15 protein-coding genes and 1 pseudogene are annotated in these 13,066 nt (G+C 36.3%); 10 read left to right on the top strand and 6 right to left on the bottom strand.

Annotation, left to right across the window (positions count from 1 at the left end):
* Positions 1–232: 232 nt before the first annotated feature.
* From ACIQCO_RS07985 to ACIQCO_RS07970, 4 genes are all read left to right on the top strand, one after another.
* Complete coding sequence (locus ACIQCO_RS07985) at positions 233–430, top strand: hemolysin XhlA family protein (protein WP_400427293.1); 198 nt, start codon at positions 233–235, stop codon at positions 428–430.
* A 171-nt stretch (positions 431–601) separates the two neighbouring features.
* Entirely contained in the window at positions 602–1,804 is a 1,203-nt protein-coding gene (locus tag ACIQCO_RS07980) for an MFS transporter (RefSeq protein WP_400427291.1), read from the top strand.
* A gap of 794 nt (positions 1,805–2,598) precedes the next feature.
* Positions 2,599–3,720 carry a DUF1835 domain-containing protein gene (locus tag ACIQCO_RS07975; RefSeq protein WP_400427290.1) on the top strand — a complete coding sequence of 374 codons (1,122 nt, stop codon included), beginning with the start codon at positions 2,599–2,601 and terminating at the stop codon, positions 3,718–3,720.
* A 144-nt stretch (positions 3,721–3,864) separates the two neighbouring features.
* Positions 3,865–4,422 (top strand): hypothetical protein, encoded by a 558-nt coding sequence (locus ACIQCO_RS07970; RefSeq protein WP_400427288.1) that lies wholly within the window; start codon positions 3,865–3,867, stop codon positions 4,420–4,422.
* Here ACIQCO_RS07970 and ACIQCO_RS07965 read toward each other — a convergent pair.
* The gene (locus tag ACIQCO_RS07965) at positions 4,414–4,626 is read right to left on the bottom strand and encodes a hypothetical protein (protein WP_400427287.1); all 213 of its coding nucleotides are present in this window, start codon (positions 4,624–4,626) and stop codon (positions 4,414–4,416) included. The genes ACIQCO_RS07970 and ACIQCO_RS07965 overlap by 9 nt on opposite strands.
* 695 nt (positions 4,627–5,321) lie before the next feature.
* Here ACIQCO_RS07965 and ACIQCO_RS07960 point away from each other — a divergent pair.
* The gene (locus ACIQCO_RS07960; protein WP_400427286.1) at positions 5,322–5,816 is read left to right on the top strand and encodes a hypothetical protein; all 495 of its coding nucleotides are present in this window, start codon (positions 5,322–5,324) and stop codon (positions 5,814–5,816) included.
* Between the two features lie 48 nt (positions 5,817–5,864).
* Here ACIQCO_RS07960 and ACIQCO_RS07955 read toward each other — a convergent pair whose 3' ends face one another.
* Both ACIQCO_RS07955 and ACIQCO_RS07950 read right to left on the bottom strand, forming a co-directional pair.
* A complete protein-coding gene (locus ACIQCO_RS07955; RefSeq protein WP_400427285.1) occupies positions 5,865–6,383 on the bottom strand; it encodes a tubby C-terminal domain-like protein in 519 nt (172 codons plus the stop codon).
* Between the two features lie 17 nt (positions 6,384–6,400).
* A complete protein-coding gene (locus ACIQCO_RS07950; protein WP_400427283.1) occupies positions 6,401–6,547 on the bottom strand; it encodes a hypothetical protein in 147 nt (48 codons plus the stop codon).
* A 192-nt stretch (positions 6,548–6,739) separates the two neighbouring features.
* On the opposite strand from ACIQCO_RS07950, the gene ACIQCO_RS07945 reads away from it, so the two are divergent.
* Genes ACIQCO_RS07945 through ACIQCO_RS07935 form a run of 3 tightly spaced genes read left to right on the top strand, consistent with a single transcriptional unit; the run spans position 6,740 to position 8,001 of the window.
* A complete protein-coding gene (locus ACIQCO_RS07945) occupies positions 6,740–7,216 on the top strand; it encodes a DUF2975 domain-containing protein (RefSeq protein ID WP_400427282.1) in 477 nt (158 codons plus the stop codon).
* Positions 7,217–7,225: 9 nt separating this feature from the next.
* The gene (locus ACIQCO_RS07940; protein WP_400427280.1) at positions 7,226–7,447 is read left to right on the top strand and encodes a helix-turn-helix domain-containing protein; all 222 of its coding nucleotides are present in this window, start codon (positions 7,226–7,228) and stop codon (positions 7,445–7,447) included.
* Positions 7,448–7,473: 26 nt separating this feature from the next.
* Positions 7,474–8,001: a hypothetical protein gene (locus tag ACIQCO_RS07935; RefSeq protein WP_400427279.1), complete on the top strand. Its 528-nt coding sequence runs from the start codon at positions 7,474–7,476 to the stop codon at positions 7,999–8,001.
* Positions 8,002–8,192: 191 nt separating this feature from the next.
* Here ACIQCO_RS07935 and ACIQCO_RS07930 read toward each other — a convergent pair whose 3' ends face one another.
* From ACIQCO_RS07930 to ACIQCO_RS07920, 3 genes are all read right to left on the bottom strand, one after another.
* Entirely contained in the window at positions 8,193–9,104 is a 912-nt protein-coding gene (locus ACIQCO_RS07930) for an EamA family transporter (RefSeq protein WP_400427277.1), read from the bottom strand.
* Positions 9,105–9,394: 290 nt separating this feature from the next.
* Positions 9,395–9,583, bottom strand: coding sequence for a DUF4177 domain-containing protein (locus ACIQCO_RS07925; RefSeq protein WP_400427276.1), 189 nt, complete (start codon positions 9,581–9,583; stop codon positions 9,395–9,397).
* A 67-nt stretch (positions 9,584–9,650) separates the two neighbouring features.
* Positions 9,651–10,937 (bottom strand): NCS2 family permease, encoded by a 1,287-nt coding sequence (locus ACIQCO_RS07920; protein ID WP_400427275.1) that lies wholly within the window; start codon positions 10,935–10,937, stop codon positions 9,651–9,653.
* Between the two features lie 117 nt (positions 10,938–11,054).
* Here ACIQCO_RS07920 and ACIQCO_RS07915 point away from each other — a divergent pair.
* Positions 11,055–11,919 (top strand): annotated as a pseudogene (locus tag ACIQCO_RS07915) (LysR family transcriptional regulator).
* A gap of 376 nt (positions 11,920–12,295) precedes the next feature.
* The gene (locus ACIQCO_RS07910) at positions 12,296–13,006 is read left to right on the top strand and encodes a CAP domain-containing protein (protein WP_400427274.1); all 711 of its coding nucleotides are present in this window, start codon (positions 12,296–12,298) and stop codon (positions 13,004–13,006) included.
* The last annotated feature ends 60 nt before the right edge of the window (positions 13,007–13,066 follow it).

Here is a 13,066-nt window from a genome sequence, read left to right as displayed (position 1 = left end):
TCAATCCTAACCATTATCCATTCCGAATTCCTGTCAATGTGTGCTTTGTTTGAACAGGTTTTCTATATTTCTATTTTTGCTTGATTATGAAGAAATGTCCAATTTTTTTAAAAAGGGCCGCTCGTTTTTACACTATATAAAAATAAATTGTTACTTGTGTACAAGCCGTTACAAATTTATCTATTTTTCATTAAATAATGAATACTTATGATTAAAAAATGAGGTGATGAAAATGGAGGATGATAGACTAACGAAACTTGAAAAAGAAGTGTCTGAAATAAAAACACGTGTAGCGATAGCGGAAACGAATATAAAAGGAATCTATAAGATTTTAGACAGCATCAATAATAATACAACTTGGATGTTAAGAATAACCATTGGTGCCATTATCGTAGCTGTTATGAATTTAATTTTACATGGAAAATTTTAAAACCGTCATACATTTTAAAAAAGGGGGGCTAACAAATTAAATAAAACTTTAAGTAATGTTCCACTTCAGTGTGGCATTTATTTCGGGACTCTAAGCGTTCTTTTTTTTGACTATTGTGGTAATGTTAGGGGGAATTTAATTATATAGAAACCATCTGGGAGAGCGATTAGCATGCAAGGCTGGAAACGTAATTTATGGGTGCTGTGGATTGGCGTCTTTTTCACATCGGCAAGCTTTTCAATGGTCATCCCTTTTTTGCCCATCTTTCTTCCGCAAATTGGTGTCAACGAGCATATTGAGATATGGGCGGGGTTGTTATTTAGTGCCGCTTTTTTTGCAGGAGCCATTGCATCCCCGTTTTGGGGTAGTGTAGCCGATAAATATGGACGAAAACCGATGATTATTCGGGCTGGATTATGCCTTTTCATCATCTATACTTTAACTGCTTTTGTGACCAATCCCTATCAGTTATTGGTCTTACGAATTATGCAGGGGTTATTAACAGGATTTATTCCTGGAGCAATTGCCTTGATTGGGACGAATACGCCAGGTAAAAGGATTGGCTACGCCCTGTCGATGATTTCTACTGCATCCGCATCAGGCGGGATTCTTGGGCCGCTGCTTGGCGGGGGAATTGCTCATTTGGTCGGAAACCGCTGGGCTTTTGGCAGTGCAGGAATTTTCACGTTGATTTCGACTATTTTGGTCATTTTTTGGGTAACGGAGGATAACTTTACCCCAAGCAAAAAACGCGGTTCAGTAAAAAATGATATAAAAGAAGCGTGGAGCAATCGACCATTGATGCTGGTGCTTCTCTTAACGATTATCACTGCAGGTTCTATCATGACAATCGAACCGGTCCTTCCACTCTATATCGTAAAATTAGGCGGCTCAGTTGATAAGGCTTCACTGTTGGCTGGTATTGTCTTCTCACTTCCGGGAATCGCAAGTGCCTTATTCGCTCCCGTCTGGGGAAAATGGGCCGATAAAGTAGGATTTCATCGGGTTCTCGTTATCGGACTTCTTGGCGGCGGCCTTGGCACGCTGGCACAAATTCTCTTTAGTGAAATCATTGGATTTTCGATTATCCGTTTCGTATTCGGCGTCTTTTTCTGCGCAGTCTACCCGGCATTAAATGGCCTCGTTGTGAAGTCAACAGCAGAGGACTTCCGCGGACGAGCATTTGGTTTAAGTCAAACAGCTAACCAAATCGGGGGGATGATTGGCCCGATAATCGGCGGCGTCATTGGCGGGATTTTTCCCGTGCAAATTGTCTTTGTTGTAACAGGTATCCTGCTCTTGGCAGCAATGGGTGCAGCACATTGGAAGGGCAAGGATTTAATTAGTGGTTCGATGAGAAAAAGTAATGCCTAGGTTTTTATGAAGAGAACTCTGATAATGACATTAAAGGGTTCCGTTTTCGGGTGCTTTGTTATTAAAAGACACAAAAATTGACATATGAATTGGCAAACGTCTTTTTCTTTGTTTTCAAGGTTTCTACGAAATTCTATTAACTTTGACGTAGCAATTGACATTATTAATATGATGGACATTAAGTATTGTCCAATTTAATAAAGTGGGTCAAAACTTCTGGCATTTGCAGTGCCATTTTGAGTACCAATTTTATTGATTTTTATAATCTGGGCAATAAAAAGCTGCAGATTCTCGCACTTAGAATCAAGAGGGTCCGCACTTATCGGTTGGGGATCAGGCTTAGCACCCAAACTGATAAATAGACGGAAAAATTCCGCTTAATTAGTGATATATATTAAAAAAGGCTTAAATAGGCGGAGAGATTCCGCATATAGACTCGAAAAATTCAAAAATAGGAGATTTAGCTTGGCATAATCGGAAAAGCTCCCCTTATTTACCCTGAAACAAGCTCCATTCTGCATTTAACCGGAAAAACTCCGCTTATTTTACTTTTGCTCGTTACTCGATTATGGATAAGACATCTTATTAAAAGGGAGTGAGTTTTATCTCAAAAATCCAAATGCATTACCGTGAACCGTATCACAAGTAAGTGAGGTTTTATATAAATAAGGTTATTATATTTCTTATAAAGAAGCCCGCCAATTACTATGGCGAGTTTTACTTTTTTAAATACCAATAAAATTATACCATCATTTAATTATGGAAATCCTTTGTATAGGAAGGGGCTGATAGAGTTGAAATCAAGAGTAAACTATCCATTTGTTTATTTTTTTGCTGAGCCAAATGTTGTTTTTGTTTATAAAATAGAATCCGAAAAATACATAACGGTTTCGGAAATATCTCAAGCTGGAGAATGGAATACATTCGAGATCAATAATGAGGTTGAATTCGGTACATTTAATCATAAAGAATGGAAGCCCCTTGAAGGTCGCGGTTACTTTCTCAGGCAGGACGATCTAAACATCATGACAAGAAAAATAAACCAACTCATTCAAAGCCAGAGAAAATCCAACGCTAAGAAAAATAGAAATATAACTGAGCCGGTTCATCTCGTTTCCTCTGCATCTGCAGGAGGTGCTTTACGGGTAGGACTAGATCGCCCAAGGAATGTCATTGATTTTCATGACTTTTTTTCAATGGGGCCAGTATGGAAGCTTGATAGTAAGATAGGACAAACCAATCGCATTGAGTGGTTAAATGAGAATATCAATTTGGCGCAAGATGAGTTTGAACTTGAAAATAAATTTAGTAATACGCTTTTAGAAATTGAAGATATACCCGAGAATGTTCCTATTTACATTTGGTATGCCAATAATGGAAACGAACAAACAGGGCTCCGGTTAATTCTTCAATTAATAAGGGAAAAAGCAAATGATATTTTCCTGATCAATACGACGGTGCTTTATGATAAATGGATGGCTTCAAAAGAAGAAATAAGGTCTGTTTTCCACTCCAATGAACTTCACCCAGGAGAGTTAAAATTCCTTTTCGAAAAAAGTAAAATGGTAGAACCGTTATCACATGGGGAACGAATTCAATTTCAAAGGGAATGGGAGGTACTAGCGCAATCCAAAGGGGTCCTTCGATTATGGCAAAATGGTGCTGTAACAGAAGTGCCAGAGCAGTATTATGATTCGCTAATCATCAATACGATTGAACAGCTTCATTGTGATCAGGAAGGCAAAGATTTTATCAGGACTGGAAGAGTGATTGGTGAAATATTGCATCAGATGGACGAGTCGGTTGGTGATTCTTATTTGGAATATAGAATTAGGCATTTAGTCTATAGCGGGGTCCTTGAGTTAAAAGGGATTCCAAAATCAATGAGGCACTATAGTGTGAAACTCTGTGATTGATTTAGCCAGTCTATTTTTGAAAAAGCAGTCGATCTCAAAAGGAAGCACTGCTTTTGTTTTTTATTAGGAAAAGGATGAATTAGATATTTCTAAGGAGAAAAGTGGATAATCTAAGAGTAAAATTAGACAGGCAGGCGATTGCTCATGAATAAAACAACCATTGTCTTTACTTTACTTTTTTGCTGCATATTTAGTAATTCTGTCAGAGGAGAAGTAAAAGTATCTCCGGAAATGGTTATCCAAAATTATATTGTTGATTTGAATAATCATCAATGGAAAAGTGCTTCTTCTTGGTGGGTAAAAGAGCATAAGAAAGAATTATTAGATTTTGTAGCCGACAAAGAAAACCAGAACTACAAACATGGTTTGTTAAATATTGAAGAAGCAAAACTTGTCAGGTGGAAGGAGCATCCTTATGAATATGGCAAGCAATTTTTACCTAGCCGCTATATCGAGAAATTTACTAATCCAAGAGTGTTTTATGTCGGAGTAAATTATAAAGTGCAAAAACAGAACGGGTTCTTTATTAACGGAGTAAATTACTTTTTTATCGTAATGGTTTTAGAGGATTTAGAATGGAAAATTGTTTTAACCCCACATGTACCTGTGAGGTCAATTATTTATGATGGCTATGGCTTCGGTATCGAAGAAGAAAAGACCTTTGATGAGAGAAGATTAAAATTCTATAATACACTAGAGTAAATTTAATACTCGCAAAATCCCAAATAACACTAATAACAGCCCCAAATAAAACAAAGATGTTAATCCTGTAAAGGGGTCTATAACAAAATCAAAAAACGTCCCCCACTTTTCCCTAGCAGAATTGCCTTTCTTAAAACTTGGTATAAAAATAAACAAAGAAATTATTATACAAGCAACTCCTGCCACTAAGGATAAAACACCCACCATTTTCAACTCCTAACCAAACTCCTTTGAGGATAAATTCCCCCATATTTTGATTTTTTTTCAACTAAACTAAACTGCAACATAAGGTTTTAGTACGTAATTTCACAATCACATATTTTAACATAGATCTTCAAAAATATTTCGGACACAACACTTGTTTAAATTCGGCTGCTTTATTAAGCGGCTGGATTCTTGACAAAAGTAAGTGGAGACCTGGTTGAACAAATAAAGACATTTTTTCGAAGGGATATCAAGGTGAGAGGAAGAATATCTTTGGTAATGGTACATGATTAAACTTTTAAAAACAATAGTGCTAGAAATTGGGAATTATACCCATTGTAATTTTAGTAGGATTTCATATAGAAGCACCTTTAAAGGTGGAACTTAATCTCCCTCTTGGGAAAAGTGGTTGAGCTTGTATTCGTGCAAACCCTATTAACCGTTTTCTAACTGAAAATGTTAAAATAAAAGAGAGAAAAATGCGGGTGGTGTTTTTAAGTAGGCTTGTTTTTTGAAAAAAAGAAAAGAAAGAAAAGCTCAAAGCTAATTATAATAATAAGAACTTTAATGGTTATAGCTATGGTAATTATGTTTATAATGGGAATAATCCATAATTTTGATTCCTTTTATTTTAGAATAATATTCATTTTTGCAGGCGATTAAATAAATTACAAATGAAGGAGAATTCCCATCCTATGTTTGGTTTCTTAAATAGAACAAAATTAATAAAAGATGATTTAAAAGGCATGGCGAAATTGATGTATCAAGATGTCTCGAATGATTCTTGGGATCAAGAGAACCTTACTAAAAGAAATTTAGATTTTACTATTGAAAGCATTCGATATATTGATATGTATGCAAATAGATTAATGAATTCTGAAATTGGTAATGAACTGTTGAATAAGCATTTTGATAATTTTGTGGTTCGAATAGGTGCTTATATTGGTGAGGTTATTAAAAATAATATCAAGCAGGACTTTTACTGGTATGAGTTTGGTTCGGTTTACAATCATTCTTCCAAACTTGATGGAGTGTACAGTAGTATTCAAACACAGCAAAGTGTTCTTTATTCTAAAAATAGGGATACGGTTTTATTACCATTATTTGAGGTAGTACAATTCTTGGAAGGAAACTCAACCTATACTAATTTCCTAACTTATGTAGAAGAAATGATTAGGCTAAATTCTTAAATAAGAATAAAAGTCTCTATTTTATCTAGTTACTTAATCAAACCCCTATTAAGCATTGTAATAATAAAACGTATGAAACATTACTGCAGCGAGAGGGGCGATTTCCTCTGTTGCTGCTTGTACGTTAATGGTATCAATCATCGAACTCTTCTTTATAACAGGCATCGAAACCGTGGCAATTTGCTCATCGTCGCATTTTAAGTGACCTGCACCTGTATAATCTTTTTCAAAATAATAATTTTGATTTGCGATCGTAAACGAATACGCATTTTCAATCAATTGAACTTTGTGGCGTGTAATTGGGATTGTCTGTGAGGATACATGCTCGATTAATTTGTACCGAAAGCCGGGAAATACACAGTCTATGATGTAAAGAGGCTGCCCTGAAATATTGGCAATTTGATAACAAAAGGGCAAGCCATATCGTAATATCCCATTGAAGATGCTGGCAAGGAACCTATGTCTCTGTTTTTGCATCAAAAAAATAGTATTACCTTTTTCGTCTGTTATTGGCAATTTTGTTGATAAATGCACCCTTATAGGTACTTGATAAGTAAAGTTTTGCATAGTATCCTCCAGGACATTTAGGTTAACATTACAGCTGCCATCTCTAATTCCAGAAGACATGCTTCGTCTAAATGTGTCCGCAGCTGTTTCATCACTTGAAATACATCTCGCCATTCCCTTTCACTTTTCAATTCCTTTATTACAAACGGTTGTTTTTCCACCATTTCTCTTCCTCCTTAACTAAATTTTCATTAACAAATAATATTTATTCACAAACTGGTATAATCCGAAATATCAGAATCCAGTCAATTTAATGTGAATAACAACAAAATTATAATTTAAAATGATAAAAATTTATTGAAAAACGATAAAAATGTGATTATAATACAAGTAATTATCTAAACGTGAGGTGCAATATGAAACGGAGATCAGTAATTTCTTTAAAGGGGACGATTTTTGTTATTGGGATTATAACTCTTGTTGTTTCTATGTTTTTCTTACCAGGACTGGCTAAAGAGGCAGCAGAGATGAATCCTGAATATGCTTATTTACGATTTCCTGTTCTTGTAGGTTTATATGCCACTGAAATTCCATTCTTTCTCGCTCTATATCAGGCATTAAAGCTTTTAAATTATATTGAAAGAGATATTGCCTTTTCAGAATTGGCTGTATGTTCATTAGGATATATAAAGAAGTGTGCGTTTACCATTATTGCCTTGTATGTAATCGGGATATTTATGCTTGCAATACAAAACGCTCTACATCCTGGAATTGCAATTATTGGTATTGTAATCATCTTTGCAACACTTGTTATTTCACTCTTTAGTGCTGTTCTTCAGGAACTGTTAAGAAGTGCAATTGAATTTAAATCAGAAAATGATCTGACAGTCTGAGGTGATAAAATGGCAATCATCATTAATATTGATGTTATGTTAGCTAGAAGAAAAATGAGCGTTACTGAACTTTCAGAAAGGGTTGGAATAACCATGGCTAATCTTTCTATATTAAAAAATGGAAAGGCAAAAGCTATTCGATTTTCAACTTTAGAGGCTATATGTGTGGCTTTGGACTGTCAACCTGGTGATATTCTCGAATACAGAAGTGATAGTAATAATCCAAAATAGCGGGAATTGTAAAGAGGGGGAGAAGTATGTCAGTGATTTTGTTCATCGGTGTTCTGGGAGTATTAATTGCGATATTTTTTAATGGACCCATAAAAGACATGTTTGGAAAGAATAACAGACTGGTGCTTAAGTTAGAAAATGCGAAGTGGTTTCAAAATCATTGGATCGCTGGCATATTTGTATTCAGTATGAATGCAGTTCTATTTGTTTTAACGGGTAGTCTGCTGTATTTGTTGATGTATTTTTCCATTCCATTTATTCATTTACTTGTAATGGTTTTTGCTGTAATGGGAAGTATCTTTTCATGGGTACTAATTAATAAAGCATGGCAAGGAACGGAAAGAAACCGTTTGAAAGTGGGGGCTGTCGGGAGTAGTTTTTATATTTTCTTAACAATTATTTTCGCCTATTGGTTCGTAACACTCAAACCTACCTATCCAGGTGAAGATACTTTTATGGGGGCTATTGGATTAGTCTTTGCCATAATAGTGACAACAGTTGCGTTTATTACATGTTTTGTCATCATGGGATTTTCCAAAAAGAATGTAGCGTAATAAATGAAGGGCAATTTTGAGAGAAAACTAGGAAGAAATGTCCTTCATAAAGGAGATGAAGGACATTTATGTTGGAAAACAAGAGAGATTTGTCCTTCATAAGGATAATGAAGGACAATTTTGTGGAAGAGACACGTAGTATTGTTCATCATATGCTCGGTGCGAACGCGGACTCCTCGCCTCTACCTAATCTATGATACTGATTCCCTTTCCAAAGAAACGGACTTCATTTTAGCTTTAGGTAATTTGACATTTCCTGCGATAATTCCACCTAATATTAAAACAACTCCGATCCATTGGGATGTGCTTACGTGTTCTGCTAAAATAAGTGATGATAATATTATTGCTACCGGAAGTTCTGAAGCTGTTAAAATGGTACCAAGCCCTGGACCGATATGCGGCATCCCGATTGAAAGCAAAAGTGGCGGCAAGGAAACACCTAATATGCCAAGATACAGACCATACGGTGCTACACCCATAAAAACAGGTAAATGGAGTAACTCCGTTGGCTGAACAAGGATTAAAACAGCAATCAAACCACCAGTGGCAAATAGAGCACTTTTCTGTACAGCTGGTGTATCTTTTCCCACCGTGCTGCTAAGAAAGATGAAAGTTGTATAGGTCAAAGCAGAAAGCAGTCCCCAAATCGTTCCTTGCCAAGTTATGTCACCGCCGCCTTCTGTAATAATGCCTGCCGCCAGAATGGAACCAATAACGAGGATTCCTATCGAGACAATCTTCCCAAATGTCGGTGCCTTTTTATAAAAGACCCACTCAAATAAGCTGCCAATCCAGACAAATTGAAATAAAAAGATAATCGCAAGGGAAGCGTGAAGTGTTTGTAGTGATTGATAATAAAAGACACCAGTTAATCCAAGTGGAATTCCCGATATAAGTAGTTTTCCTATTTTGGGAAGTGTCAATTTTTTCTTTTTTGAAAAAAGGGCTACCATCCAGATGAGTATTGTCCCCAATAAATACTGACTCCCTGTCACCTCTGCCGTGGTAAAACCCGCGGAATAAGCAAGCTTTACAAACGTTGATAAGGCACCGTAACAGCATCCCCCTAAAAACACAATAAGTGCGTATTGCCAAGTTTTCATTTTTCCTACCCCTTTCATTCTATAAAAAACCATTGGATAAATTGCTTCATTTTTGTAGCGTGCTACCCCTTAATCACGCAAAAAAGCCACACAGCTATCGTAGAAAAGCTGTGTGGCGAAAATAGAGATATCTCTAGAAAAGTCCACAAACAAATGGTTTTTATTATTCAAACTTACTTTTGTAACTTTAAAACAAATGATAATAAATGTCAATGAAAAATTGTCCTGTAAGTACCACCCGCATTTTGTTGAATACATTAACATTATTCGAAGTGTTACAGGCACGTTCCTTAAATGAGTGGTTTTTCAAAAATAATTTCAAAATATGAAGCAGAACCATATCCAGATGTAGCCGGTGCGAATAATTGGACGAATCTCCAACCATCCTTCGCATGATTGGCAATAATCTCATGATAATCTTCTTTCGGCATATTGTTCCATCTACTAAGTTTAATTTTCACTAGTTTATATTCGAACATTTTACAAGCCTCCATTTTGAGTAATAGTAGTTAATAAACGATTAGATTGCAGGTATTAGCTTTTTCATTAAAATACGTATTGAATAATAAAATTTCCAATAAATAGAACGGCAATCAAATAAAGCACAGGGTGAACTTCCTTTCCTTTCCCCAATAAAAGCTTCATCAATGGGTATAGAATAAATCCGATTGCCATACCATCCGCAATGCTATAGGTTAATGGAATCAATACTATAATTAGAAGTGCCGGAAAGCTCTCTGTTAAGTCATCCATTGATATATGGACAATGTTTTGCAACATAAGAACACCTATTAATATCAGAATGGGGGAAATTGCACTTGCGGGAACCATTTTAATGACCGGTATAAACAAGAGCGAAACGAGAAACAATATTCCGGTCACAATGCTGGTCAACCCTGTTTTTCCGCCGGCTGCAATTCCTGCTGCTCCTTCCACTGATGCAACAGTAGGACTTGTTCCAAAGATCCCGGAAGATAAAACGGAAACAGCTGTAGCCTGAAGTGATTTCTTACTGATCCCAGGGTTTTTTAACATATTGCTATGTCCATGAATCAAGCCAATATTTTCAAACACAACTACCATTGCAAAAGAGATGGAAGTGAGCCAGAATATAATATTACCTGCTTGTGACCACGAAGCCTGGCCAAAAACGCCAAGGTATCCATGAAAGGAGGGCATTGAAAGGGAAAGCCCCTCAGAAGTGGTCCCCCCAAGCCAAATCGATAACAACGAAGTAATCAAAATACTTAATAAAAGGTTTCCCGGTACATTTTTAATAAATAATAAAACCGTAATAACCAAACCAATGAGAGTAGTGATTGCTGAGGGACTGCTTAAATCTCCAATTGCAAGCAGGGTATGCCCAGAATTTGTAATAATACCAGCATTGTCAAATCCGATTAAGATCAATAAGATTCCAATCCCAACGGTAATGGCTTCTTTTAAGGAATTAGGAATAGAGGTCATTATCATTTTCGCCATTGGTGTAAAGGCAATTACAACAAAGATGATTCCTGCAACGAAAACCATCGCCAACGCTTCCTGCCAAGTAAATCCCCCAGTTTGAACGATAGTATAAGTAAACATCGCATTGAGGCCCATACCAGGGATGAGGGTAAGGGGGGTATTACTCCATAAGCCGACTATTACGCATCCAAAAGAACTGGTTAATATGGTCGAGATGATTCCTGCTTCCATCGGAATTCCTGCTACTGCCAAAATCGTTGCATTGACAATAATGATGTAGAACGCTGTTAAATATGAAATAAATCCTGCAGAAAATTCTTTTGTAATTGTCGTACCATGTTGATTTAATTTAAAAAATCGTTCCATGTAATCACCTTTCTTTTTACATTAAAAACGATAGTTATCATATCATGGACATATACTATATGAAAAATATATAATTTATATAAAAACTATATATTTTTAAAATAGAAGGTGAATTCAATGGACATTAAACAATTACGGTATTTTATAGCGATAGCTGAGGAAAAGAATATTACAGCTGCTGCCAACCGGCTGCATTTGTCACAACCACCGCTTAGCATAATGGTGAAACAATTAGAGGATGAGCTAGGTGTTAAATTAATTGAGAGAAATGGGAGGAGTATGGAATTAACCGATAAAGGCAATGTACTCTACAAAAGAGCAATGCATCTCGTAAACAGTTTTGAAGAAATAAAAAATGAATTACAGGATACAGAGGAGGGAAAAAAGGGTGTACTTAATGTAGGAATCAATACATTATCGGTTTCGGGATTTTCGGAAATGCTTCAATCTTTTCACAAAAATAATCCCCTTATTTCCCTAAAAATTGTTCAAAACGACTCATTTTATTTAGCGGAATTGGTGAAAAATAGGGCGATTGAAATTGCATTTGTACGTCTTCCGCTTGAACATCGTGGTTTGACATATTCATCTTATTAATGAGCCTTTTGTTTTCGTAAGCAATAATGTAGTACCTACTATATCTCTAGAAGAGATTTCGCATATGCCCCTTATTATTCCTAGCACAGAGGGATTGGGCATTTATAATACGATTATTGAAGCATTTACTAGACAAAATCTTCAAATAACATGTATTGCGGAGTGCTCTGATATGCATGTCTTAATGGAACTAGTTAAGGGGGGGATGGGGGCAACGATTGTTCCAAAATCTGTTTTTGATGTCTATGGGGCTAAAAGTCTCTTCTCTACGCCGATAAGCAATCCCACCATGACCTCTTCTTTAGGAGTCATTTGGCTTGAACAGCATTTTGTCTCTACCCCGGCTAAGAAGTTTATGGAGTTAGCAAAGGAATACTATAATTGAAAAAGGTTCCGAAAAAAGTGTCTGGCACCCGTTATTGCAATAAACTGAAATCTAATGCTGCACTTAAAAGTATTGCAATTTACGACATTTTCCTGAAATAATTGTTAATTAAGTTGATGTCTTTGAGAACTGTCAACCCTATTTTTTGCTATAATTTTTGAATATTTTTCCGAAATTTAGTAGATTTAAAAATGGACTACGATTTTCATTTGCCTGGCTTAAAGGCTTAAATCTTCATGACTAAAGTAGATTAGTAGATATAAATAAAACTAGCAGTTTCTTTGGCTGTAAAATCCTTCCTCAAATATGACAAAAATCATATGTTACGATGAAGTTGCATTTAAATGGCATTTCTTCAAAACAGGAGGATGATTTTATGTTGAAGAATAAAGCAATTCTAACTGTAGCAGCAGCGGCTGCACTCGTAACGGCTGGTCCGGTCATGAATAAAGCACATGCAGCCACAAATAGCCCATCGGTCCACGAAAGGGTATATGTTTATCAAGGCGCCGATATGAATGAGATAAATAGTATTATTGAAAAATATATGACTAGTTTAGGATTTTCAACTGCTCATAACACTGTTAAGCAGCCAGTTCTGAACCAAACCTATCAAACACAGCAGCCATCCCAATCAGTTGCAGCTAAACCCGTGCCGCAGCAGTCAACAACTGCGCAGCAAATAAAAACAACACAATCGACAAGTGCCATAAGTGCCCAAGAGCAAAAGGTAGTCGACCTTACCAATCAGGAACGGGCGAAAAATGGTTTACCTGCTCTTAAGGTAGATTTGACGCTTAGCAAAATGGCCCATGAAAAATCCCGTGATATGTCTGCTAATGGCTATTTTAGCCACACAAGCCCGACATACGGATCGCCATTTGATATGATGAAGAAATACGGAATCACTTACCGCTATGCGGGTGAAAATATTGCCATGGGACAACGGACTCCTGAAGAAGTCGTCAAGGCTTGGATGAATAGTGAAGGGCACCGCAAAAACATTCTTAACCCGAACTATAATTATATTGGCGTTGGTTATGTGTCACAAGGGAATTATTGGACACAGGAGTTTATTGGAAAATAATGTGGTAGTGAAAGCTGTCGGCATCGCCGGCAGCTTTTTTTGGTTTTAAATCACACTTTT

The organism is Neobacillus sp. NPDC093127, assembly GCF_044754175.1.
Lineage (GTDB): Bacteria > Bacillota > Bacilli > Bacillales > Cytobacillaceae > Neobacillus.
The sequence above is the reverse complement of the archived record's forward strand: the minus strand, read 5'-3'. Positions and strand labels throughout refer to the sequence as shown.

Bases quoted from the DNA above. Each gene is read 5' to 3' on its own strand.
- ACIQCO_RS07955 (WP_400427285.1), bottom strand. From the start codon at position 6,383: ATGCAAAACTTTACTTATCAAGTACCTATAAGGGTGCATTTATCAACA.
- ACIQCO_RS07950 (WP_400427283.1), bottom strand. From the start codon at position 6,547: ATGGTGGAAAAACAACCGTTTGTAATAAAGGAATTGAAAAGTGAAAGG.
- ACIQCO_RS07925 (WP_400427276.1), bottom strand. From the start codon at position 9,583: ATGTTCGAATATAAACTAGTGAAAATTAAACTTAGTAGATGGAACAAT.
- ACIQCO_RS07945 (WP_400427282.1), top strand. From the start codon at position 6,740: ATGAAACGGAGATCAGTAATTTCTTTAAAGGGGACGATTTTTGTTATT.
- ACIQCO_RS07940 (WP_400427280.1), top strand. From the start codon at position 7,226: ATGGCAATCATCATTAATATTGATGTTATGTTAGCTAGAAGAAAAATG.
- ACIQCO_RS07910 (WP_400427274.1), top strand. From the start codon at position 12,296: ATGTTGAAGAATAAAGCAATTCTAACTGTAGCAGCAGCGGCTGCACTC.
- ACIQCO_RS07935 (WP_400427279.1), top strand. From the start codon at position 7,474: ATGTCAGTGATTTTGTTCATCGGTGTTCTGGGAGTATTAATTGCGATA.
- ACIQCO_RS07920 (WP_400427275.1), bottom strand. From the start codon at position 10,937: ATGGAACGATTTTTTAAATTAAATCAACATGGTACGACAATTACAAAA.
- ACIQCO_RS07930 (WP_400427277.1), bottom strand. From the start codon at position 9,104: ATGAAAACTTGGCAATACGCACTTATTGTGTTTTTAGGGGGATGCTGT.
- ACIQCO_RS07980 (WP_400427291.1), top strand. From the start codon at position 602: ATGCAAGGCTGGAAACGTAATTTATGGGTGCTGTGGATTGGCGTCTTT.
- ACIQCO_RS07985 (WP_400427293.1), top strand. From the start codon at position 233: ATGGAGGATGATAGACTAACGAAACTTGAAAAAGAAGTGTCTGAAATA.
- ACIQCO_RS07970 (WP_400427288.1), top strand. From the start codon at position 3,865: ATGAATAAAACAACCATTGTCTTTACTTTACTTTTTTGCTGCATATTT.
- ACIQCO_RS07960 (WP_400427286.1), top strand. From the start codon at position 5,322: ATGTTTGGTTTCTTAAATAGAACAAAATTAATAAAAGATGATTTAAAA.